Source organism: Streptomyces shenzhenensis, assembly GCF_003688995.1.
GTDB lineage: Bacteria > Actinomycetota > Actinomycetes > Streptomycetales > Streptomycetaceae > Streptomyces > Streptomyces shenzhenensis_A.
The window spans coordinates 1-21,653 of sequence record NZ_PENI01000007.1; the positions used below are offsets into that span (position 1 = coordinate 1).

21 protein-coding genes and 1 pseudogene are annotated in these 21,653 nt (G+C 71.4%); 9 read left to right on the plus strand and 13 right to left on the minus strand.

Features of this window, described 5'->3' with window-relative positions:
• The 3 genes and pseudogenes from CTZ28_RS13520 to CTZ28_RS46990 form a co-directional block, all read right to left on the minus strand.
• Positions 1 to 335: pseudogene (locus CTZ28_RS13520) on the minus strand (serine/threonine-protein phosphatase); the annotation flags it as partial.
• 149 nt (positions 336 to 484) lie between these two features.
• The gene (locus CTZ28_RS13525) at positions 485 to 790 is read right to left on the minus strand and encodes a hypothetical protein (protein WP_121889609.1); all 306 of its coding nucleotides are present in this window, start codon (positions 788 to 790) and stop codon (positions 485 to 487) included.
• Positions 791 to 859: 69 nt separating this feature from the next.
• Positions 860 to 1,021, minus strand: a complete 162-nt coding sequence (locus CTZ28_RS46990) for a hypothetical protein (protein ID WP_183154385.1) — start codon at positions 1,019 to 1,021, stop codon at positions 860 to 862.
• A 206-nt stretch (positions 1,022 to 1,227) separates the two neighbouring features.
• On the opposite strand from CTZ28_RS46990, the gene CTZ28_RS13535 reads away from it, so the two are divergent.
• Both CTZ28_RS13535 and CTZ28_RS13540 read left to right on the plus strand, forming a co-directional pair.
• Complete coding sequence (locus CTZ28_RS13535) at positions 1,228 to 1,701, plus strand: pyridoxamine 5'-phosphate oxidase family protein (RefSeq protein WP_121889611.1); 474 nt, start codon at positions 1,228 to 1,230, stop codon at positions 1,699 to 1,701.
• A 217-nt stretch (positions 1,702 to 1,918) separates the two neighbouring features.
• On the plus strand, positions 1,919 to 2,797 hold the full coding sequence (locus CTZ28_RS13540) for an aldo/keto reductase (protein ID WP_121889612.1): 879 nt from the start codon (positions 1,919 to 1,921) through the stop codon (positions 2,795 to 2,797).
• Between the two features lie 64 nt (positions 2,798 to 2,861).
• Here the strand turns inward: CTZ28_RS13540 and CTZ28_RS13545 are convergent, their stop codons facing one another.
• Together CTZ28_RS13545 and CTZ28_RS13550 are read right to left on the minus strand one after the other, a co-directional pair.
• Positions 2,862 to 4,019 carry an MFS transporter gene (locus CTZ28_RS13545; protein ID WP_121889838.1) on the minus strand — a complete coding sequence of 386 codons (1,158 nt, stop codon included), beginning with the start codon at positions 4,017 to 4,019 and terminating at the stop codon, positions 2,862 to 2,864.
• Positions 4,020 to 4,057: 38 nt separating this feature from the next.
• The gene (locus CTZ28_RS13550) at positions 4,058 to 4,585 is read right to left on the minus strand and encodes a Chromate resistance protein ChrB (RefSeq protein WP_259471587.1); all 528 of its coding nucleotides are present in this window, start codon (positions 4,583 to 4,585) and stop codon (positions 4,058 to 4,060) included.
• A 211-nt stretch (positions 4,586 to 4,796) separates the two neighbouring features.
• Between CTZ28_RS13550 and CTZ28_RS13555 the strand changes: the two genes are divergently transcribed.
• Entirely contained in the window at positions 4,797 to 5,516 is a 720-nt protein-coding gene (locus CTZ28_RS13555; RefSeq protein ID WP_121889614.1) for an SDR family oxidoreductase, read from the plus strand.
• 370 nt (positions 5,517 to 5,886) lie between these two features.
• Here CTZ28_RS13555 and CTZ28_RS13565 read toward each other — a convergent pair whose 3' ends face one another.
• From CTZ28_RS13565 to CTZ28_RS13580, 4 genes are all read right to left on the minus strand, one after another.
• The gene (locus CTZ28_RS13565; RefSeq protein WP_121889615.1) at positions 5,887 to 7,062 is read right to left on the minus strand and encodes a permease; all 1,176 of its coding nucleotides are present in this window, start codon (positions 7,060 to 7,062) and stop codon (positions 5,887 to 5,889) included.
• A 73-nt stretch (positions 7,063 to 7,135) separates the two neighbouring features.
• Positions 7,136 to 7,501, minus strand: a complete 366-nt coding sequence (locus CTZ28_RS13570; RefSeq protein ID WP_121889616.1) for a cytochrome C oxidase subunit I — start codon at positions 7,499 to 7,501, stop codon at positions 7,136 to 7,138.
• 20 nt (positions 7,502 to 7,521) lie between these two features.
• Positions 7,522 to 9,186, minus strand: coding sequence for an aa3-type cytochrome oxidase subunit I (ctaD, locus tag CTZ28_RS13575; RefSeq protein ID WP_121889617.1), 1,665 nt, complete (start codon positions 9,184 to 9,186; stop codon positions 7,522 to 7,524).
• Positions 9,187 to 9,509: 323 nt separating this feature from the next.
• On the minus strand, positions 9,510 to 10,208 hold the full coding sequence (locus CTZ28_RS13580; RefSeq protein WP_121889618.1) for an alpha/beta fold hydrolase: 699 nt from the start codon (positions 10,206 to 10,208) through the stop codon (positions 9,510 to 9,512).
• A gap of 305 nt (positions 10,209 to 10,513) precedes the next feature.
• Between CTZ28_RS13580 and CTZ28_RS46605 the strand changes: the two genes are divergently transcribed.
• Positions 10,514 to 10,849: a hypothetical protein gene (locus CTZ28_RS46605; protein WP_147481145.1), complete on the plus strand. Its 336-nt coding sequence runs from the start codon at positions 10,514 to 10,516 to the stop codon at positions 10,847 to 10,849.
• A 485-nt stretch (positions 10,850 to 11,334) separates the two neighbouring features.
• Here CTZ28_RS46605 and CTZ28_RS13585 read toward each other — a convergent pair whose 3' ends face one another.
• On the minus strand, positions 11,335 to 12,177 hold the full coding sequence (locus CTZ28_RS13585; RefSeq protein WP_121889619.1) for a helix-turn-helix transcriptional regulator: 843 nt from the start codon (positions 12,175 to 12,177) through the stop codon (positions 11,335 to 11,337).
• Positions 12,178 to 12,413: 236 nt separating this feature from the next.
• On the opposite strand from CTZ28_RS13585, the gene CTZ28_RS13590 reads away from it, so the two are divergent.
• Together CTZ28_RS13590 and CTZ28_RS13595 are read left to right on the plus strand one after the other, a co-directional pair.
• Complete coding sequence (locus CTZ28_RS13590; protein ID WP_121889620.1) at positions 12,414 to 14,111, plus strand: stealth family protein; 1,698 nt, start codon at positions 12,414 to 12,416, stop codon at positions 14,109 to 14,111.
• 13 nt (positions 14,112 to 14,124) lie between these two features.
• On the plus strand, positions 14,125 to 15,942 hold the full coding sequence (locus tag CTZ28_RS13595; RefSeq protein WP_121889621.1) for a stealth conserved region 3 domain-containing protein: 1,818 nt from the start codon (positions 14,125 to 14,127) through the stop codon (positions 15,940 to 15,942).
• Positions 15,943 to 16,029: 87 nt separating this feature from the next.
• Here the strand turns inward: CTZ28_RS13595 and CTZ28_RS13600 are convergent, their stop codons facing one another.
• Both CTZ28_RS13600 and nsrR read right to left on the minus strand, forming a co-directional pair.
• The gene (locus CTZ28_RS13600) at positions 16,030 to 17,226 is read right to left on the minus strand and encodes a globin domain-containing protein (protein ID WP_121889839.1); all 1,197 of its coding nucleotides are present in this window, start codon (positions 17,224 to 17,226) and stop codon (positions 16,030 to 16,032) included.
• Positions 17,227 to 17,295: 69 nt separating this feature from the next.
• On the minus strand, positions 17,296 to 17,739 hold the full coding sequence (gene nsrR, locus CTZ28_RS13605) for a nitric oxide-sensing transcriptional repressor NsrR (protein ID WP_121889622.1): 444 nt from the start codon (positions 17,737 to 17,739) through the stop codon (positions 17,296 to 17,298).
• Positions 17,740 to 17,961: 222 nt separating this feature from the next.
• Here nsrR and CTZ28_RS13610 point away from each other — a divergent pair, with 222 nt between their 5' ends.
• On the plus strand, positions 17,962 to 18,987 hold the full coding sequence (locus CTZ28_RS13610) for a 6-phosphofructokinase (RefSeq protein ID WP_121889623.1): 1,026 nt from the start codon (positions 17,962 to 17,964) through the stop codon (positions 18,985 to 18,987).
• A 76-nt stretch (positions 18,988 to 19,063) separates the two neighbouring features.
• Here CTZ28_RS13610 and CTZ28_RS13615 read toward each other — a convergent pair whose 3' ends face one another.
• Positions 19,064 to 19,939 (minus strand): universal stress protein, encoded by an 876-nt coding sequence (locus CTZ28_RS13615; RefSeq protein ID WP_121889624.1) that lies wholly within the window; start codon positions 19,937 to 19,939, stop codon positions 19,064 to 19,066.
• A gap of 245 nt (positions 19,940 to 20,184) precedes the next feature.
• Here CTZ28_RS13615 and CTZ28_RS13620 point away from each other — a divergent pair, with 245 nt between their 5' ends.
• Both CTZ28_RS13620 and CTZ28_RS13625 read left to right on the plus strand, forming a co-directional pair.
• Positions 20,185 to 20,859, plus strand: a complete 675-nt coding sequence (locus tag CTZ28_RS13620) for a CBS domain-containing protein (protein WP_121889625.1) — start codon at positions 20,185 to 20,187, stop codon at positions 20,857 to 20,859.
• Positions 20,860 to 20,991: 132 nt separating this feature from the next.
• On the plus strand, positions 20,992 to 21,642 hold the full coding sequence (locus tag CTZ28_RS13625) for a CBS domain-containing protein (RefSeq protein WP_121889626.1): 651 nt from the start codon (positions 20,992 to 20,994) through the stop codon (positions 21,640 to 21,642).
• The last annotated feature ends 11 nt before the right edge of the window (positions 21,643 to 21,653 follow it).

Here is a 21,653-nt window from a genome sequence, read left to right on the forward strand (position 1 = left end):
TCACGCACGTAACAGACCAGCACGGCGAAGACCGACAGGGCCGCGAGCCCGGTGAGCTGGGCGATGTGGTTCGAGGTGGCCACCCCGCCACTGCGCGCGGCCAGGAACGTCTGGGCACCCAGCGCCAACGCTCCGATCAGCCCGGTCAGCCGGGGACCGGCGAACGACGTGGTGATGGCGGGCGCCGCCACGAGCAGCGGACCGACATGGACGGACTCCCGGGTGCGGACGTCGGCCACCGTGATCGCCGCGATCAGCAAAAGCGGGATCGCCACCAGCGCGTGGGTGGAATGCCAGCGCTGCCATACACGGACGAGGTAGTGTCCGGCGTCCATAACTCCAATGTGCACGATCCGGCGAGGAAGTCCACCGGTGTCCTCGGAACGGACAGCCTGACGCGGCGACACGGCGCCGCCCCCTCGCCTACCGTGAGCGACGCTGCCGGCACTCCGGGTCTCTCCCGGGGTCGTACACGCTCCCAGGGTCATACATGTGAACACAGCCACGCGATCTGGTCCGAGATCCAGCGGATGCGGGCGGCATCACCCGCGTGCCCCTGTTGATCGGTACGGGGGACGATCTTGACTCCGCCGACCCGGTGCACCTGCTTGCAGAGCTCTTCCCAGTGCTGGGGCCCGGGGGTGCGGTCGGTGTGGGAGACGGCCGGGGAACCGCTGCCCGGCGCGGCTGCTGCCGCCGAGGCGGAGCCTCCGGTGGCGAGGAGTGACGCCACCGCGACGGCCGCGGAGGCGAGTGCGAGAGAGGCCCGGCGGGCGATGCTGCTGGTCATGATGATTCCTTCGTGCTGGTCCCCGGCCGGTGCCGCGGTGTCCCTGCGTTCGGGGGCCGCCCGACCGGGTTACGGCGTGCAGACGTCCATGCGTTCGTCGGCCGCGATCGCCTGAGTGAGATCATCGATCGCCGTCCTGATCTGCTGTTTCGACCTGTCCTGGATCTCGTCGAGGCTCTTCTCGATGATGACGTGTCCCTGCGGGATCCGTCGCCGCGTCCCGGCCGGCACCGTGGATCTCTCTGACGCTGTCGGCGAGGGCATCGGCGTCACTGAGTCAGTTCAGCGACTCCTCGACACTGTCGCAACCTGAGACGAGAGGAGCGCCGAACGCGATGGCATCCGGCGACGACGACGGCGTGGACCAGGACGTCGGTCGCGGGGCGTAGGGCCGCAGCCCCATGTGCGCTTCGATCTTGCTGACTAGGGTCGGCGCCATGCACCACACGAGAACCGTCCCCCGCTCGGTGGCGGAACGTATACGCGAGACTCTGGAACGGCTCGCCACGGAGCGAGACATCTGGCTGGCGACCGCCCACCCCGAACACGGGCCCCACCAGGTCCCGTTGTGGTTCTCGTGGGACGGGCAGGCGGTGTGGGTGTGCACCGGCGCCGCGTCCGCGACGGTGCGGAACGTCCGCGTGGAACCGCGGGTACGCCTGGCGCTGCCGGACTCCTTCGATGTGGTGCTGCTCCTGGGAGAGGCGCGGTGCTTCTCGGAGCAGGACGTACCGGCGGACGCGGCCGACACGTTCGCCGAGAAGTTCGGATGGGATCCGCGCACGGAGGACAAGGCCTTTGTGTACGTGCGTACAGCGCCGACGACGGTGCGTGCCTGGCGCGGCGAACCGGAGCTGTCCGGCCGGGTCATCATGCGCGACGGGGTCTGGGCGGCGCAGTCGCCGTCGTGAGCGGGGACGCCCTTCCCCGGCCCTGAGCCGCCGCGGGGTGCGTCGTGGCGGTGGGCGGAACAGGATGGTGGTTACGGGATCGCCCGAACGGCAGGCGTACCGTCGCGCTCGCCGGTACACCGTCGTGCCGGTCGCAGGCGGACCGTCCGGGCGCACCCGGCCGAGCATTGGGAAGATCTTCGGCGCTGTCGCCGTCCCCCCATCCGAAGGACACCTCATGAGCACCGCTTCCGTTTCCCGTCCCGCCGAGGCTTCCGGCACCTTCTCCCTCGGGGGCGACCTGCCTGTCCACCGCCTCGGATACGGCGCCATGCACTTGACCGGTCCTGGCATTTGGGGCCCGCCCGCGGACCCCGACGAAGCCGTGCGTGTGCTGCGGCGCGCCGTGGAGCTGGGGGTCAACCTCATCGACACCGCGGACTCCTACGGTCCCTTCGTCAGCGAGCAGTTGATCCACAAGGCGCTCCACCCCTACCCGGACGACCTCGTCATCGCCACCAAGGCCGGCCTGACCCGCCCCGGCCCGGACGAATGGCGCGCGGTGGGCCGGCCCGAATACCTGCGCCAGCAGTGCGAGCTGAGCCTGCGTCACCTCGGCCTGGACCGCATCGACCTCTTCCAGCTGCACCGCATCGATCCGAAGGTGCCGCCGGCCGAGCAGCTCGGCGAACTGGTGCTCCTCCAACAGGAGGGCAAGATCCGGCACATCGGGCTGTCCGAGGTCACCGTCGAGCAGCTCGACCAGGCACGCGAGATCGCGACCATCGTCTCGGTGCAGAACCTGTACAACCTCGCCGATCGCGGCGCCGAGGACGTCCTGGACCACGCCGAGCGTGCGAACCTGGCCTTCATCCCGTGGTTCCCCATGGCCACCGGTGAACTCGCCCGTCCGGGCGGCCCGTTGGACAGCGCGGCCAAGAAGCACCAGGTGAGCCCCTCCCAGCTCGCGCTCGCCTGGCTGCTGAGTCGTTCCCCGGTGATGCTGCCCATCCCCGGCACCTCGCGCGTCGCCCACCTGGAACAGAACGTCGCGGCCGCCCTGGTCACCCTCACCGACGAGGAGTTCTCCGCGCTGGCCGACAGCGTCGGCGCCTGACGCGCCGCCGCACCGCAGGCGCTGCCCGACGGCCGGCGCACCGGCGCCGCGACCCCGCCTCGGGTCACGTCATCGTGTCCGGCACGTCCGTCGTCCGTGCGCCGCGGCGGAGGAGGGCGATCACCGGCCCGACGGCGAGCAGGGCCGCCAGGGCCGCATAGCCGTAGGTCAGGGTGGCGAGGGTGGCGATGCCGGCCACGAGCAGCGGGCCTCCGGCGTCGCCGAGTTCGCGGCCGAGTTCAGCGGCGCCCATGGTCTGCCCCAGGCGCTCGGGTGGCGTGCCTGCCGCCAGCGCGGCGAAACCCAGCGGGGTGATGAGCCCGGTGCCCACGCCGATCAGCGCCGCGGCCGGCAGGACGCCGGCCAGGCCCGGCAGCATGGCACACGCCGACCCGGCCGCGGTGATCAGCAGTCCGGCCGCGATGCCGGTACGGGTCGTGAGGCGCCCTTCGTCGAGTGCGCGTCCGGCCTTCGGCTGGACCACCGCGGCACACGCGGCGAGCACGGACACCGCTGCCCCGGTGGCGACCGTGCCGAGGTGGGCGGCCCGGCCCGACACCGGCAGGAAGCCGACGCCGACCGACAGCGCGGCGGTGGCCGCGGCCAGCGCGGCGGTCGGGGCGAGGAAGGCCGGGTCGGCGAGGCGGCGGACCAGATCCAGCAGTGTCTGCCGGGCCTTGGGAAGCGGCTCGACCGAGGGGACGGCCAGCGCGGCCCACCCCGCGACCGCCGCGCCGAGCACCGCCAGGACCGCGAACAGCAGGCGCAGGCCGCCGGCCCACACCAGCACCCCGCCGAGCAGCGGGCCGAGGGTGTAGCCGATCGACTTGTAGAAGCCGTAACTGCCGTACGCGCGACCGTGCCTGGCCGCCGGGTTGAGCCGCGCCACCAGTGCGGAGGCCGACGGCGAGAACGCGGAAGCGGCGGCGCCCTGGCCCAGCCGGGCCGCCCACAGCCAGCCCGGGCTGTCCACGAGGACGTAGAGCGCGGACGCGGCGGCGAAGGCGATCAGACCGCCGAGCAGTACGGGGCGGGCGCCGATCCGGTCGGCGAGGGTGCCGAACACCGGCTTGAGCAGCACCTCGGCGCCGTCGTACAGGGCGAGCAGACCGCCGAGTACGAGCAGGGAGGTGACGGCGTCGTCCGAGAAACCGCCGAGGTTGGCGGCGATGCCGTGCGCGCCGAAGGCGGTCGTGAAGCCGGCCGCGTACAGCGGCCACATCCGTCTGGCCGGGGCCGCCCGCACCGTCTCCGCCCGGGTCATCGGGCGTCCCCCGCTATCCCGTGCAGGGCGGCGATGACGCGTTCGGCGTAGTCCTCGCAGGCGGCGGTGCTCTGCCTCAGGCGTTCGCCGGCCTCGGCGGCTTCCGGCGCGCCGAACACGTCGCGCGCCGTCAGGTCGCGGTGCCAGCGCCGCAGCCGCTCCAGTGACTGCTCCTCTTCCTCCAGCTCGGCCAGGGTGAACTTGGCGATGCGGATCTCCTTGGCCAGTTCCGCCTCGAACTTGCCGCAGTCGGCGAGGAACTCCGCCCAGTCCGCGGAGCGCGCGGCGGTGAACAGCGCCTGGAAGCGGGCGGCGTCCTCAGGGCTGCGTCCGGCCGCCGTCAGGGCCAGCGCCTGGCCGTCGGCCTGCTCGGTCAGGTCGACGGCGCGGGCGATGCCGTCGGCGAAGACCGGTACGTCCGGCACGGCCCACACGCCCTGGCCCACCGACAGCGCACCGATCTTGCGCAGCTCGCGCCACACCGCCACCCGGTGCCGGGACGGCTCGGCGGGGACTCTGATCACGAGGACAAGCCAGCGGCTTGGGGAATCACCATTGACCACACTCAAAAATGTAGCAGGTGTTACATCGGCAGCGGTATCCGTCCGACCCGGCACCGAAGGAGCAGGCGCCGCCCCTGTCTCCTGCTTGGCATGACCGGGCTAAACCGATCCGCAGGCGCCGGGAACTACCGTCCGCCCGAACGACTGCCCACCCGAGAACAGGACATCGCCCATGAGCATCGTCAGCCCCCTGGCCGGCAAGCACGTAGTCGTCATCGGCGGCACCTCCGGCATCGGCCTCGCCATCGCCGAGCACGCCCTGGCCGCGGGGGCCCGGGTCACCGCGGCCAGCCGCAACCCTGGGCGTACCGCGGGCACCGTGCCCAGCGGCATCGCGACCGAGCAGGCCGACATCACCTCGGCGGCCTCGATCGAGTCCCTGCTCGAACGCGTCGGGACCTTCGACCACTTGGCGATATCTGCGGGTACCACCGCCCTCGGCACGGTGCGGGAGCTCGACTCCGGCGCCGCACGGGCGTTCATGGACACCAAGTTCTGGGGCGCCTACGAGGGGGTGCGGGCCGCGGCCGACCGCATCGCGAAGGACGGCTCGATCGTTCTGATCGGGGGGATCGCGAGCCGCAAGCACGGCCCCGGGCGCCCGACGATGGCCGCGATCAACGCCGCCCTGGAGGCCTTCGGCAAGGCCAACGCCGTCGATCTGGCCCCGGTGCGGGTCAATGTCATCGCCCCCGGACTGGTCGAGACTCCCGCCTTCGCGGACGTCCCGGAGGATGTGCGACGGCGCTTGATGACCCAGTACGTGGCCAGCGTGCCCGTCGCTCGCGTCGGCCTGCCCGAGGACATCGCCTCGGCCGCGGTGTTCCTGATGAGCAACGGCTACGCCACCGGATCGGTGGTCGACGTCGACGGCGGTGTGCAGCTCACCTGATCCGCGCGGGCTCCGCCGGACCCGGATCCCCGCCGTGCTCGACCCGTCGTCTGCGCTCGCGCCACGACCGGAGCGCCCGGACCGGGTCCCGGCCCACAGGGGCCCGATGGGGTCCGGGCCGGCGGCAGCGGACACCGCGAGGGTCGCCGTGTGTCAGGGACGGCAGGCGGCCGGTTCCGCCGTGTTCCGGGCGGCGTTCGCGCGGCGCGGGAGCAGCAGCGGGGTGGCCAGGAGGAGGACTCCGGCGGCCGCGCTCGCGACACGGGGGCCGGTGAGGGCGGCCGGCAGACCCCCCACGGGGGTCGGCGAGAGGTGCGTGGCGTATGCCGGGTGGGCGGGCGCTGGGGCGGCGGTTCCGGTGGTGGTGTGGTCATCCCGGGTTTCCGGCCCGGGTGTCGGTGTCGCCATGGCCGGCTTCGGGTGAGCCGCCCATCATGCGGAGCATGGCCGGCCCGCCGGTCCGCAGGAACCGCAGCAGAAGCACGGCGGCCAGGACGAGAAAGACGATGTTGAGCCAGGTGGTGTAGTTCCATCTGACGCCTTCCGTCGGGACCTTCGCGGCCGTCTGGTCCGGGATCAGGCCGAGGCCGCCGAAGGCGAACTCCACAACGTATCCCGCGACGACCATCGCGAGGTAGAAGGTGCCGAGGAGGAAGGCGGCCATCCTGGCGCCGTAGTACTTCCGGTAGATGGTGAGGATCGGAAGGATCAGCAGGTCGGCGAAGATAAACGCCACCACGCCGCCGAAGCTGATCCCGCCCTTCCACAGCACCACCGCCAGCGGCACATTGCCGATGGAACACACGAAGGAGGCCAGCGCCACCAGCGGGCCGACGACGGGTCCCCACAGCTTGGCGGCGAGCGGGTGGCCGTCGAAGAAGAAGGCGCGCCAGAACGAGTCCGGGACCCAGGCGGCGATGGCGCCGGCGATGAGCAGGCCGGCGATCAGGTCGCGCAGGATCGCCGCCCATTCCATCACGAACACATGGCTGGTGGCGGTGAAGCCCTCGCGGGAGAGCAGCCGGCGGGGGAAGGAGCCTTCCCGCTGAACGGACATGTCCATCGCGGCATGGCCCTCCATGGACCCGGCAAGCCCCCGTTCCGCCTGCCGGCGGGCCCGGCGCAGGAGTTCGTCCCGCAGGAACAGCCGGAACAGCACGGCCAGCACGATGATCATGATGGGGCCGCCGGTGAATTCGGCGACGGTGAACTGCCAGCCCATCAGCAGCGCCAGGATGACCCCGAGTTCCACGACGAGATTGGTGGAGGCGATCTCGAAGGCCATCGCGGCGGTGAAGTTCGCGCCTCTGCGGAACAGGGCACGGGCCAGTGCCACCGCGGCATAGGAGCAGGACGAGGACGCCACGCCCAGGCCCGCGGAGACGGCGAGGGTGCGGGGCCGGTCGTCACCGAGCAGCGAGACGACGGTGGACTTGCGGACCACGGCCTGGACGACGGCGGACAGCGCGAAGCCCAGGACGAGGGCCCAGGTGATCTCCCAGGTCATGGACCCGGCGATCGACAGTGCGTGCAGTACGGCGTGCATGCGTGCAGCCTCCCCGCCGGCCCGGCGCGCGCTCGGCGGCCGGGCGGCGCCGGTTCCGCGGCGAACAGGTGGGTCAGGGCAGATACGAGACGGCCACGGCGAGGGCCGCCACCGCGGCGGTCACCGCGGAGACCGTCACCGCGGTGCACCGCAGGCGCAGCCGACGGTAACGCTGCTCGTACTCGCTGCGGAGGTCGGCCGCCCGTTGCACGATCCGCCGCAGATCCTGTTCCTCGCACTGCAGACGGTCACCGATGTACCGCCGCTCGATCTCCACCCGCTGCGAGGTGGTGAGCCAGTCGAAGGCCTCGGTGAACGCCCGGGCCCGGCACTTCGCGTCCTGCACCCGGGTCTGCCACAGGAGGTAGCCCTCCACCTGGTTCGTCCAGTCGGATCCTTCATGTCGCCGAGCGTTCTTCGCTTCGTCGGGCCGGCCCATGGCTGCTCCTCGCCCTCGGCTCAGTGTGATTCCAGGGCGGCCACGTCGGGGTGGTGCAGGTCGTACGCCGGGGATTCACTGCGGATCCGCGGCAGGGTGACGAAGTTGTGCCGCGGCGGCGGGCACGAGGTCGCCCACTCCAGCGAACGGCCGTACCCCCACGGGTCGTCGACCTCGACCTTCTTGCCGTACCGCGCGGTCTTCCACACGTTGTAGAGGAACGGCAGCATCGACAGCCCGAGCAGGAAGGACCCGATGGTGGAGACCGTGTTGAGGGCGGTGAAGCCGTCGGCGACCAGATAGTCCGCGTACCGGCGCGGCATGCCCTCGGCGCCCAGCCAGTGCTGGACCAGGAACGTGGTGTGGAATCCGACGAACAGCGTCCAGAAGGTGATCATGCCGAGGCGCTCGTCCAGCATCTTCCCCGTGAACTTCGGCCACCAGTAGTGGAATCCGGCGAACATCGCGAACACGACCGTGCCGAAGACGACGTAGTGGAAATGCGCCACCACGAAGTACGAGTCCGAGACGTGGAAGTCCATCGGCGGCGAGGCCAGGATGACTCCGGTCAGTCCGCCGAAGAGGAAGGTCACCAGGAAGCCTGACGCCCACAGCATGGGTGTCTCGAAGGACAGTGAGCCCTTCCACATGGTGCCGATCCAGTTGAAGAACTTGACCCCGGTCGGGACCGCGATGAGGAAGGTCATGAAGGAGAAGAACGGCAGCAGCACCCCGCCGGTGACATACATGTGGTGCGCCCACACCGTGATGGACAGGCCCGCGATGGAGATCGTCGCCGCGATCAGGCCCATGTATCCGAAGACCGGCTTGCGCGCGAAGACGGGGATCACATCGCTGACGATGCCGAAGAACGGCAGCGCGATGATGTACACCTCGGGGTGGCCGAAGAACCAGAAGAGGTGCTGCCACAGCAGTGCCCCGCCGTTCGCCGCTTCGAAGACATGTGCCCCGAACTTGCGGTCTGCCTCCAGCACGAGCAGCGCCCCCGCCAGCACCGGGAAGGCGAACAGCACCAGCACACTCGTCAGGAGCACGTTCCAGGTGAAGATGGGCATGCGGAACATGTTCATGCCGGGGGCACGCATGCAGATGATGGTGGTGATGAAGTTGACCGAGCCGATGATGGTGCCGAAACCGGACATGGCCAGACCCATGATCCACAGGTCCGCGCCGACACCCGTGGTCCGGATCGCGTCGGACAGCGGGGAGTAGGCGAACCAGCCGAAGTCGGCCGCGCCCTGCGGGGTGAGGAAGCCGCCCACGGCGATCAGTGACCCGAACAGATAGAGCCAGTAGGCGAGCATGTTCAGCCGGGGGAAGGCCACGTCCGGCGCGCCGATCTGCAGCGGCATGATCCAGTTGGTGAACCCGGCGAACAGCGGGGTGGCGAACATCAGCAGCATGACCGTGCCGTGCATCGTGAACGCCTGGTTGAACTGCTCGTTCGACACGATCTGCAGACCCGGCTGGGCCAGTTCGGCCCGCATCACCAGCGCCATCAGGCCGCCGACGAGGAAGAAGGCGAACGACGTGATGAGGTAGAGGGAGCCGATGGTCTTGTGGTCGGTTGTCGTGAGCCACTTGACCGCGACCTTCCCGGGCCGAATCCTCGAGATGGGCGGCTCCGCCTCGGCGCTCCGCACGGGCTGTTCGACGTCTGCCATGGGTCTGGACACGCTTTCTGATGGCCGGGCGACAGGAGCACCGAACCCGACGGCTCCCGCGGACGCCCCCGAGTATGGCGGCCATCACCCACCGGGATTCCTGCCGACGGCGGGGCGCAGGCACGCATCACTCCAATGGCCCGCGGAGCTGTCTTCGTGAACTCGTCGAACCGTCCGCGGCCCGCGGGTCGCGTCGGGAACGGAAGAGCGCGCCCTTCGCTCCCGCACCGAGGAGCAGCCCCAACTCCCCAGGAGCGGCACGGCTGTTGCCCACGGTCACGGCAGGCCCTGCGCGCACGACGCGATCGGGGACCGCGGGGCGTCTACCCGGTGGTGACCACGTCGCGCACGGCGTCCCGGACGATGTCCACGACCTGGTGGGGCGCGGTGACCAGCGGCGCGTGGTCGACCGGATGCGGCCGGGCGTGGGCGCCCATCCGCTCGGCCATGAAGCGCTGCGTATCCGGGTCGATCATGCGGTCCTGCTCGGCGATCAGGAACCAGCTCGGGCGGTCCTTCCACAGCGGCCGTCCGACCGGTGCACCGATGCCGGCCGCGGCGATGGGGCGCTGCACCGCTGCCAGGACCGCCTGTTCCTCGGGAGCGGCGTGCTGCGCGAAGGCCTCGGCGAAGGAGTCCTCGGGCAGCCAGACCAGCCCGTGGGAGTCCGGCTGGAGCTTCGGCGTCCTCGGGTGCGGCCGGCCACGATGGAAGACATCGCCGACGGTCTCCCCTTCGTCGGGCGCGAGCGCCGCCACGTAGACCAGCCCCGCGGCCTTCGGGTCGCGTGTCGCGCCGATGACGGCACCGGCGTACGCGTGCCCCACCAGGACGATCGGGCCGTCGAGCCGCTCCAGAACCCGGTCGAGCGCCGCGACGTCATCGGCCAGGGAGGTCAGCGGCAAGGGTGCCGCCACGACTTCGACGCCGTCGGCCTTCAGCGGGCCGATCACCTTGGTCCAACTCGATCCGTCGGCCCAGGCGCCGTGCACGAGCACGACACCGACGTGGTGGGTGGGCATGGCTGCTTCCTCCGCCTCTCGCGAGCTGGCCGGAGCCCGAGGGCGGGCCGCGGCCAGCGTGTCACCACGGGGACTCGGCCGGCCTCCCGGACACGCTCCGCGCTCCGGCCGAAGGGCACGATCGGCTCAGCGACGCGGCGGCGGGATCACCGCCGGTGACCCGCTCGACGCCGTGTGGACCGCTGTCCCGACACGGGCGGTTGCCGAACCTCCGTCAGCCAGGTCGCCGGATTGACGGTCGGCCGCACCGGCTTCACTCGTCCGATGGAATGCGCACACAGTAGCGGGACAGTTACGCTGCGTACGTGATCGGTTGGGGTAGCGGGTTGCGTCGCACGACCGCGCGGAGAGCCGTCCTGGCACTGGCCGCCGTGCTGGTGGCGCTGTGCGCCGCGCTCGTGGCCGATCACACCGAAAAGGTCGAGGCGACGGAGAGCGTCGCCTGCGTCGTCGACGCGAGGAAACCGCTCACCACCGGAGGCGGTGCGCGCCCTGACCGGAAAGCCCCGCAGTGCGCCGCGCTCTGCCCGTCCTTCCCCCTCGCGCATCCAGGGGACGGACGGCAGGTTCCTGCCGCCGGGCCGCTGCCCGAGCGCGCGCTCCCCGCCCCTGCCGGCTCTTCCTGCGTCCTGCGCTGCTGAGAGGAACCACGGTGTCAGGTTCCGGTGCCCGCGTGGCACGAGAGGACACCGCTCACGTAACCCCTCTCGCACACCAACGCAGCAGGAGCAGTCATGTCGGCCGACCCTGGACGCGCGCTGGAAGGATATCTGCGCGCCCTGAGTTACCCCACGCCTCCCCGAGAACCCGAACCCGCCCCGATCCTCGAAGGCACCATCGGCGCGCCCGCCGTGGAGCCGGCGCCTCGGGACGTGCCCGACGCCGCACCCCAGCCTCGGCCACGCCCCGCCGACCTGCCGCGCACCCCCGGCCTGTTCGCCAGGCTTCGCGCACGGTGCGGGCGGCGGATCGGAGTGGCCCTGCGGGCACGCCCGTAACTCGCACCAGGCGCGTCAGCCGGTTCCGGGCGGCCCGTGGCACAGCCCCGCCACCCGGGCCGGGCAGGGCAGGGCAGGGAAACACCTGGCGCGATACAAGCAACCGGACCGGAGACCGGCGTAGCGGCTCAGCCGTGCGTGAGATCCTGGAGCCCGACCACGCGCAGCAGTTCGAGTCGCTCGGCGGACTCACTGCCCGGACGGGCGGTGTGGACGATCAGCCGCTGGTCGTGCTCCGGGCTCAGCAGCACCTCGCAGTCCAGCTCCAGCAGGCCCACGACCGGGTGCAGGAACCGCTTGACGTCGGCGCGGCGTACGGCGACTTCGTGGGCGTCCCACAGCGCCGCGAACTCCTCGCTCCCGGCCCGGAGCCTGCGGACGAGCCCCACCAGCCGCGTGTCGTCCGGGCGGCCGGCGAGCGTGGCACGCAACTCCGCCACCGTCACGCGGGCGGCCCGGTCGCGCTCCTCGACCGGGAAGAGCTCACGCGCGGCCGGATTCATGAAGTAGCGCCAGATGACGTTGCGTTCGGCTTCCGGGCGGGCGGATGCGTCACCGGAGAGCGCCTTGGCCATCGCGTTCTGCGCGAGGATGTCGCCGCGGTCGGTCACGACCTGAGCGGGGGTGTCGGTCAGCCGATCGAGGACCAGGAGGAGGCCGGGGCGGACATGCTCCGTGATCGGCCGGTCCCGCGGCGGCTCCTCGCCTGCCAGATGGAAGAGGTGGTCGCGCTCGTCGCGGGTCAGCCGCAGCGCGCGGGCGACGGCGGCGAGCATCTGGCGGGACGGGCGCGAGCTCCTGGCCTGCTCCAGCCGCGTGTAGTGGTCGGTGGACATGCCCGCCAGCTGCGCCACCTCCTCGCGGCGCAGCCCCGGGGTACGGCGCCGCGCGCCCTGCGGCAGTCCCACGGCGGCGGGGGTGAGACGGGCGCGGCAACGGCGCAGGAAGTCGGCCAGCTCGGATCGGTCCACGCCTCCACCATGCCTCCGGACGCCGGACTCAGCCAGGGAGCGCCGGTCCCTGGACAACGGCGTCTCTCCCGCCCGCGCCCGCGCCGCCGCACGCCAACATGCCCTTACCACCCCAAGTTATGAGCCAGGTTCGCGCATCGTTAAATCGCGGAGAAATCTCGTACAACCTTTGGCCATGTGCGCCTGTCTGGCTTACGCAGGGCCTGTGTTGGGGTTGATGAAGAGGAGTTCAGAACGTGACCGTGCGTTCCTTTGCCCGGCGGATGCGACCACGGGTCGAGCGGAAGGCCGCCGAGCGGGTGTGGCAGCTGCGGACCATGCGGCGGCGCCGCAGGGCAGCGGTCACGGACCCGGTGCTGCGCCCGGTGGCGGTGCGCGGCCAGCAGCTCTACGGACGCGTCGTGACCCGGTTCAGCGCGGCCGAGGCCGCCGCAGCCAACCTCGGCCTGGTCGTCGCCGCGCTGGAGCGGGAAGGCATCCCCTACTTCCTGGTGCCGGCCTCTCGTACGCGTCACACCGTCGGCGTGCACGCCGTCGACCGGGAGCGTTTTCTGGACGCCCTGGAGACGCAGAACGCGGGGACGGCGGTGTTCATCGGCAAACCGCTGCCCGGCGGCAAACTCCATCATCCCGCACTGTTCATGGACGGTGTGCTGCCGGCCGCGCTGCGCTCCTCCCCCACGCTGCGGATCGGGGAGAACCACCTCGGCCCCGCGGGCCAGTTGCTCGCCGGGCCGGAACTCGCCTGCGACGTCGAGTTCTGGGACGACGGCGCACAGCTCCTCGCCTCCGCCGACGGGCCCCGGCGGCTGGCCAAGGTGCAGCCGCAGGCGTCGGCGGACATCTTCGCCGAGTCCCTGATCGCGCCGCGGAACAACGGCGTCACGGACGTCCTGCCGGCGGCCGAGCAGCGGCCGGCCACGGTGCGCATCGGCGACCGGGAGCTGCCCAGCTTCGTCCCGTTCACCCGGCCGACCGTGAACGACGTGACCTTTCCCGTCGACGTCGTCTACACCTGGGTGGACGGCGAGGAGCCCGGGATGCGGGCCAAGCGGGCCCGGTACCAGGAGCGCGGCACCGCCGAGATCCTGGACAAGGAGACCAACGCCTCCCGGTACACCAGCCATGACGAGCTGAAGTACTCGCTGCGCTCGCTGGCGATGTACGCCGACTTCGTCCGGCACATCTACCTCGTGACCGACGGTCAGAAGCCGCACTGGCTCGACGACCGGGCCCCGGGGATCACGGTCGTCGACCACCGCGACATCTTCCCGCAGGACGTCCTGCCGGTGTTCAACTCGCACGCGATCGAGACCCGGCTGCACCACATACCGGGGCTGTCGGAGCACTACCTGTACTTCAACGACGACGTGTTCGTCGGCCGCCGGGTCACCGCCGAGCACTTCTTCCACGGCAGCGGCCTCATGAAGATCCCGGTGTCCCCGCTCAAGATCGGCGTCGGCAAGCCGCACGCCGAGGAGACGGCCACCAACTCCGCGAGCAAGAACGTCCGCCGGCTGCTGCTCGACAAGTTCGGGCGGATGACGACGAACAACTTCATGCATACGCCGCTGCCCCAGCAGCGCGGGGCGCTTCGCGCGCTCGAGGAGCTGTTCCCTCAGGACGTGCGCCGCACCACGGCGTCCCGTTTCCGCTCCCCGCAGGACATCGCCATGACGGCCCCCCTGCTGTACCAGTACGCGCTGATGACCGGCCTCGGCGTGCCGGGCAGGTTCAGCTTCCGGTACGTGAACATCAACCGCCCGGACGCCGAGGCGCGCCTGGCCGATCTGCGCCGCAACCGCCGCTTCGACTTCTTCTGCCTCAACGACGTCGATGTGCTGCCCGAGGAGCGGGAGCAGGTCGGCATCCGGATGGGCGAGTTCCTGGAGAACTACTTCCCGTTCCCGAGCCCCTTCGAGAAGCAGAACTGACGGGAACGCCCCCATGGACCTACGCCACCGCCTCGCGGCGCCCGCGGGCCTGCGGGCCGCCCGGGACCTGTTCGGGTATCTCCGGCTCCGGCAGTCCGCCCGGCTCTGGACACTGCGTACCGCCCGGGCCCGGCGCCGGCTGCGCGCCGCCGTCCCCGGGCTGCTCCCGATCGCCTCCGGACCGGTGCGGCTGTACGGACGCACGGTCGCCGACTACACCGCCGCGGATGCCGCCGAAGCGGACCGCGAACGGGTGTGCACGTTGCTGGAGGCGATCGGCGTCCCCTACTTCCTCGTCCCCGCCGACCACGGGTCCGGCGCGCCGGGGCAGGTGATCGGCGTCGAGGAGACGTACCGCGGCACGGTCCTCGCCCGGGCCGGGCAGCGCTTCGCCCGCACCGCCGGGTACGTCGGCGCCGTCGGCCCGGACGGCACCGTGACGACCGCGGTGCTGTGGGCCGACGGGAAGCTGCCGCGGGCGCTGAGGCGGGCCGCGGTGCTCCGCACCGGTATGGTGCGCCTCGGCCCCGCGGGGCAGGTGCTCAGCGGTCTCGAGACGGGGTGCGACATCGAGTTCTGGTGTCGCGGCCAGGACCTGGGCGCCGCCCCGGGTGTGGACCCCTCCTGGCTCACCGTGCCCGGCAGCCGGCTGGCGGACGTCTTCGGCCCTGCGCTCGTCGCCCCGCGCCGTAACCCGGTGTCGGAGGTGCTGCCGGCGGCGGCACGGCAACCGGCCGCGGTGGCGGGCCGCCGCGGCGGCGTGCCGACGTTCGCGCCGTTCGCCGAGCCGGGCATCGACGAGGTGCGCTTCCCCGTCGACGCCGTGTACACCTGGGTCGACGGGGACGATCCGGCCATGGCCGCCAAGCGCCGCGCCCATCAGGCGCACTCCGACAACCCCATCGCCCCGCGGGAGACCGGCGCATCCCGCTACACCAGCCACGACGAACTGAGGTACGCGCTGCGCTCGTTGGAGATGTACGCCGGGTTCGTCCGGCACGTCTACCTCGTGACCGACTCCCAGCTCCCCGGCTGGCTGGATCCGGGCGCGGCCGGCCTGACCGTGATCGATCACCGGGACATCCTCCCGGCCGATGCCCTCCCCGTGTTCAACTCGCACGCGATAGAGAGCCGGCTGCACCACATTCCGGGCCTGTCGGAGCACTACCTGTATTTCAACGACGACGTCTTCGTCAACCGGCCGGTGCGAGCGGAGCACTTCTTCCACGGGAACGGCATCGCCCGGATCCCGCTGTCGCCGTTGAAGCTGGGCGTCGGCGCCCCGCATCCGCTGGAGCCGGCGCCCAACTCCGCCGGCAAGAACGCCCGCGAGGTGATCAGGCGCTTCCACGGCAGATACGTGACGCACAAGTCGCTGCACACCCCGCATCCACAACTGCTGTCGGTCATGCGGGAGATGGAGAACCTCGCGATCGAGGAGCTGGAGCGGACGTCGTACTCGCGCTTCCGCTCCGTCACCGACGTCGCTCCGGCGTCCACCCTCCACCACCACTGGGCGATCGCGACCGGCCGGGCCGTCCCGGCCGACTACCGCTTCCGCTACATACAACTGGGCACACCGGACATGCAGCGGCGCCTGGACCGCCTCGCGGCCGGGGAGGAGGTCGACTTCTTCTGCCTCAACGACGTGGAGACGGCCCCGGAGGCCAGGGCGGCGGCCCGGACCGCCATGCGGGCCTTCCTGGAACGGAAGTTCCCCTTCCCGAGCCGCTTCGAGGGTGCGCCGCGGTCTCTCTCACGGCTGATCGGTCCCCCTGCGGTGGGCCTCCCGCAGCAAGCACGGCTGGAGGACGCACAGCGCCACGAATGACACACCCGTACCCGCAGAGCGCCCGCAGGACGATACGGCCGACACCGAGTCCGATCGGTACGGTCACCCGGGGATCCGTCCGGTCTGCTACGAGGCGGCCAGCCAGAGGTCGGGACCGAACACCTCGTAGTGGATGTCCTGGGCCGGGACACCCCGACGGAGCAGGTCTCCGCGGACGGACCGCATGAACGGCAGCGGGCCGCACAGGTAGGCGGTGACGGACTCGGGCAGTTCGACGGCGGCGAGGTCGGCCAGGCCGGCCGCTGCTTCGGGCTCCTGGCCGTCGGGCTCCTCGTACCACAGATGCAGCCGGGCGTCGGGCAGCGCCCGTACCAGTTGCCTCAACTCCTCGCGGTGGGCGTGGTCGTCCGGCGTGCGATCGGCGTGGACGACCGTGACCGGCCGGGGCGATCCGGTGGCCGCCAGGTGGTTCAGCATGGACAGCACGGGGGTGGTGCCGATTCCGGCGGATGCCAGCAGCAGCGGTCCGTCACCGGGGCGCAGCGTCAGGTCTCCGAACGGGGCCGAGACGGTGAGCGTGTCGCCGACTCGCGCGTTGTGGTGCAGCCAGGACGAGACCTCGCCGTCGGGCAGCGCGGCACCGCCTGCGCGCTTGACGCTGATCCGCCACTCCGGGCGTCCGGGGGCGCAGGAGAGGCTGTACTGGCGGATCTGATGTGCGCCGTCCGGCAGTTCGACCTGCACGCTGACGTACTGGCCCGCCCGGAAGGACGCGCACGGCCGGCCGTCGGTATGCCGCAGGGTGAAGGAGACCACGTCGGGCGACTCCTGGTGCCGCTCGGCGATGGTCATCTGCTGCCATGTCTCGCCCTCGGCCGCACCGGTCTGTGCGTAGAGCCGGGTCTCGAGGGCGATCAGGGCGTTGGCCATCAGCCAGTAGACCTCGTCCCAGGCTTCGGCCACCTCCGTCGTGACGGCGTCGCCGAGCACCTCGCCCATCGCCGCGAACAGGTACTTGTGGACGATCTTGTACTGGTCGGAGGTGATGCCCAGGGAGGCGTGCTTGTGCGCGATGCGGGCGAGCATCGTGTCAGGGCGGACATCGGGGTGGGCCAGCAGTTGTTCGGCGAAGGCCGCGATCGAGCCTGCGAGCGCCTTTCTCTGCTCGCCGTTGGCCTGGTTGCCGCGGTTGAACAGGTCCGCCAGGAGTTCGGGGTGGGCGTCGAACATCCTGCCGTAGAAGACTTCGGCGATCTCGCCGATGGCGGCGCGGACGACGGGCAGGGTTTCGCGGACGACGGGCGTGGACTGCTCGGAGAGCACCGGTACCTCCATGAACTTGCATTTCAGATTCCAATTTTTGGGCGCACGTGCCCGCTGTGCGGGCCCCGGTCACTCCGGGCGGACGCCGACCAGTCCGACCAGCACCGGACCCGTGGGCGACGCCACCAGGTCGGAGACGGTCAGCGGGTCGAGGGCGGCGTAGAACGCCTCCTGAGCGTCACTCAGCGCCCGGCGCAGGCGGCAGGCCCCGCGCAGCGGGCAGGGCGGATCGCCTTCGCAGGCGACGACCTCGCCCTCCCCCTCCAGCGCGCGGACCAGCCAACCGACCGAGGCCTGTCGCCCGCGTTCGGTCAGTTCGAGCCCGCCCCCACGCCCTCGCCGGGCCTCGACCACGCCGAGGTGCTGGAGACGGGCGATCGCCTTCGCCATGTGCGCGTACGGCACCTTCACGACCTCCGCGACCTCACGCGTGGTCAGGGCGTCCCCCTGCGGGGAGACGGCCAGACGCATCACCGCGCGCAGCGCCAGATCCGTGAACTTCGTCAATCGCACGTCGGCACGCTAGCAAATGCGCATGCTAGATTCCAATTCAAGTGCGGCACTCGGCAGTGTGGTGTCCGACACGTGCCCGTACCGCTTCCCCGTCATGACCGCGAACTGGTCACACCCAGCGGGTGGGAGGAGGCTGAAGGGGACGAGGCACAGCCCCCGGCAGCGGTCACGCCCGCGCGGAAGCCGCGACCGGACGGGGTGACGGACGCAAGGGAGAGAGCCATGAAGGTCGGCATACTGACCGGTGGCGGAGACTGTCCCGGCCTGAACGCGGTGATCCGCAGCGTCGTCCGCAAGGGCGTCCAGCAGTACGCCTTCGACTTCGTGGGAGTGCGCGACGGCTGGCGCGGGGCACTCCAGAACGACGTCGTCCCGCTGGACATCTCCAGCGTGCGGGGGATTCTCCCGCGCGGCGGCACCATCCTCGGCTCCTCCCGCACCAATCCGCTCAAGCACGAGGACGGGGTGCGACGCGTGCGGGACACGCTCGCCGCACAGGACCTGGACGCACTCGTCGTGATCGGCGGCGAGGACACGCTCAGCGTGGCCGCCGAACTGGACCGGCAGGGGATCAGACTGGTCGGCGTGCCCAAGACCATCGACAACGACGTGTCGGGCACGGACTACACCTTCGGCTTCGACACCGCCGTCGGCATTGCGACCGAGGCGATAGACCGTCTGCACACCACCGCCGAGTCGCACATGCGGACGCTCGTGGTGGAGGTGATGGGGCGGCACTCCGGGTGGATCGCCCTGCACGCCGGCATCGCGGGCGGCGCCAACGTGATCCTCGTCCCGGAGCGGCCGTTCGACATCGACGAGGTCTGTGCGTGGGTGAAGAGCCGGTTCAAGATCCACTACGCGCCGATCGTCGTGGCGGCGGAAGGCGCGGTCCCCAAAGAGGGGCAGCTGATCCTCAAGGACCGGACGGTGGACGAGTTCGGCCATGTGCGGCTGTCCGGCGTGGGCGAGTGGCTCGCCCGGGAGATCTCGGAGCGCACGGGCACGGACGCCCGCACCACCGTCCTCGGTCACGTCCAGCGCGGCGGCACCCCGAGCGCGTTCGACCGTTGGCTGGCCACGCGTTTCGGACTGCACGCCGTGGACGCGGTCAAGGACGGTGACTTCGGCGTGATGACGGCGCTGAACGGCACCAGGATCGTCCGCGTTCCCCTGGCCGACGTCACGGGCCGGACCAAGACGGTCGATCCGTCCCTGTACGACGAGTTCGGGGTGTTCTTCGGCTGACCGCACGGCGGCGCGGGGCTGGGGACACCTCCCGGCCGGAGGCTGGGAGAGGGAGTACGGCGCCGGGGCCCGCAGGTCATCCGGCGTACGGAACGACCGCCACGGGACAGGGGGCATGGTGCAGCACCGCGTGGGTGACCGGCCCGAGCCGGCCCTCGGCCGTCCCTGGGCCGGAGCGAGAGCCCATGACGAGCAGGCAGGCCCGCCGCGAGGCGTTCAGGAGTGCCTGCGCGGGGTGGAGCAGCACGACGTCCGTGCGGACCGTCACCGCCGGGTACTTCTCCCGCCATCCGCGCAGGGCGTCGGAGAGCTCCAGGACCTCCTGGTCCTCCCAGGTGGCACGGTCCTCCTCGGTCACGAAGAGCGTCCGCGGGGACACGGACTCGGCGGGCAGGGCCCACGCCTGGACCGCCCGCAGTGGTGCTCCGCGCGCCCGAGCGGCCGAGAACGCGAAGTCCGCCACCTCACCGGCGGGACGGTGCGCGTCGAAGCCGACCACCACCTGGGCGTCCCCGGGCGCCGTGCTCGTCCCTCCCCCATGGGCGGGCACCAGGACGACGGGACAGGGCGCCGCTGCCGCCACCCCCAGGGCCACCGAGCCGACCGCAAGGCCGTCGAAACCGCCCGTTCCCCGCGTCCCGACGACGAGCAGCCCGGCACCGCGTGCCGCTGACGTCAGCGCCGCCTCGGGAGCGCCGTCGGCCTGCTCGCCCCGCACCTCGATGTCCGGGTATCGGCCGCTCACGTCGGCGACCGCATACCGGAGCATCCGCTCACCCACGTCGCGCAGCGTCCGCGCGGCCGGGCCGGGCAGACCGGCGCCGGGGAGCGCCGGAGCGGCGTGGACGAGGATCAGCGCGGCTCCTCGCAGCGCGGCCTCCCGGGCCGCCCAGTCGGCCGCCGCCAGGCTGTGCCGGGAACCGTCGACACCCACCAGCACAGGGTGACTCACCTTGTCCTCCTTCGCCCGGCGGGCACTGAGCGCGGGCCCCGCACACGCCGTGCCATCCGGCGTCCGAGGCCGCGGTTCCACTGTTCCACGAGGACCGCCGGGACGGGTCCGGGCCCGCCCGGTCCGGCCGGTGGGCCGACCGGCCCCGAAGCGTGGACCGGGCGGCACACCTGCGTCCCGTCGGTTCCTGTCACGCTTGACGTATCGGCCCTGCGGGCCGCCGCCTTGGGGGACGGAGGAGCGAAATGCATCACCGCACTGTCGATGACCTCATGACCAAGGACGTCGTCCGCGCTCGGCGCGGCACACCGTTCAAGGAGATCGTCAAACTGCTGGCCGGGAACGATGTCACCGCCGTACCCGTGGTCGACGAACTGGATCACCCGGTGGGCGTGGTGTCCGAGGCGGATCTGCTGCGCAAGTGCGCCGCCCGGGCCGATCCGACGGGCCGGACACCGGTTCCCTCCCGGGAAGCCTGGGAGCGTGCCGCAGCCGAAGGCACCACGGCGGACGAACTGATGTCCGCGCCCGCACTGTGCGCGCGTCCGGAGTGGACCGTGATCGAGACGGCCCGTTTCATGGCGGACCGGAACGTGAAGCGACTGCCCGTGGTGGACGAGGCCGACCGGCTCCGGGGCATCATCAGCCGGGGTGACCTCCTGCGCAGCTTCCTGCGGCGGGACGACGCCATCCGCGACGAGATCACCCAGGACGTCCTGCGGACGACGCTGCGCCTCGCGCCCTCGGAGGTCACGGTCGAGGTGCGTGAGGGGCAGGTGGCCCTCGACGGACGGGTCGAGGTGAAGAGCCTCATCCCCGTCATCGACCGGCTGTGCAGCGGCGTCGACGGCGTGGTCTCGGTCACCGACCGCATCGGCTGGCGGACCGATGACGCACCGGCCTCCCCGACCGGGGCGTGAGCACCGCGCGGAGCGCCGGCGAGGGACGCCGGTGCAGCGCGCGATCCGGATCCGCGAGAAGCGGGTGGCCCTTCCCGTCCCTTCGTGTGCCGTGGGCCGACGCCTCCGCCCGGACTCCACGAGGAGGACAGCATGCAGGGCAGTCCACACCGGGTGAGTGAGGTGATGACGCGCGCCGTCGTCGCCGTGGGACGCGAGGCCCCGTTCAAGGACATCGTCGAACGCATGAAGCAGTGGAAGGTCAGCGCTCTTCCCGTGGTCGAGGGCGACGGCCGGGTGATCGGAGTGGTCTCCGAGGCCGATCTGCTGCCCAAGGAGGAGTTCCGGGACGACGACCCGGACCGGTTCACCCAGCGGCGCCGCCTGTCCGACCTGGCCAAGGCCGGGGCGCTGACGGCGGCGGAGCTGATGAGCACCCCGGCCGTCAGCGTCCGGGCCGACGCCACGCTTGCCGAGGCCGCACGCATCATGGCGCTGCGGCACGTGAAACGGCTGCCCGTGGTGACCGCCGAGGGGCTGCTCGACGGCGTGGTCAGCCGCGGGGACCTGCTCAAGGTCTTCCTGCGCCCCGACAACGACCTCGCCGACGAGATACGGCGCGACGTCGTCGACCCGCTCTTCCCGGCACCGGTCGAGCCCGTGCACATCACGGTCACCGAAGGCGTCGCGACGCTGACCGGCCGGGTCCCGGACGCCGCCCGGATCCCGCTCGCCGTCCGCCTGGTGCGCGGCGTCGAGGGCGTGGTGCGCGTGGACTGCCGGCTCACCGGGGCCCGCGCCTAGCGCCGCCCCCG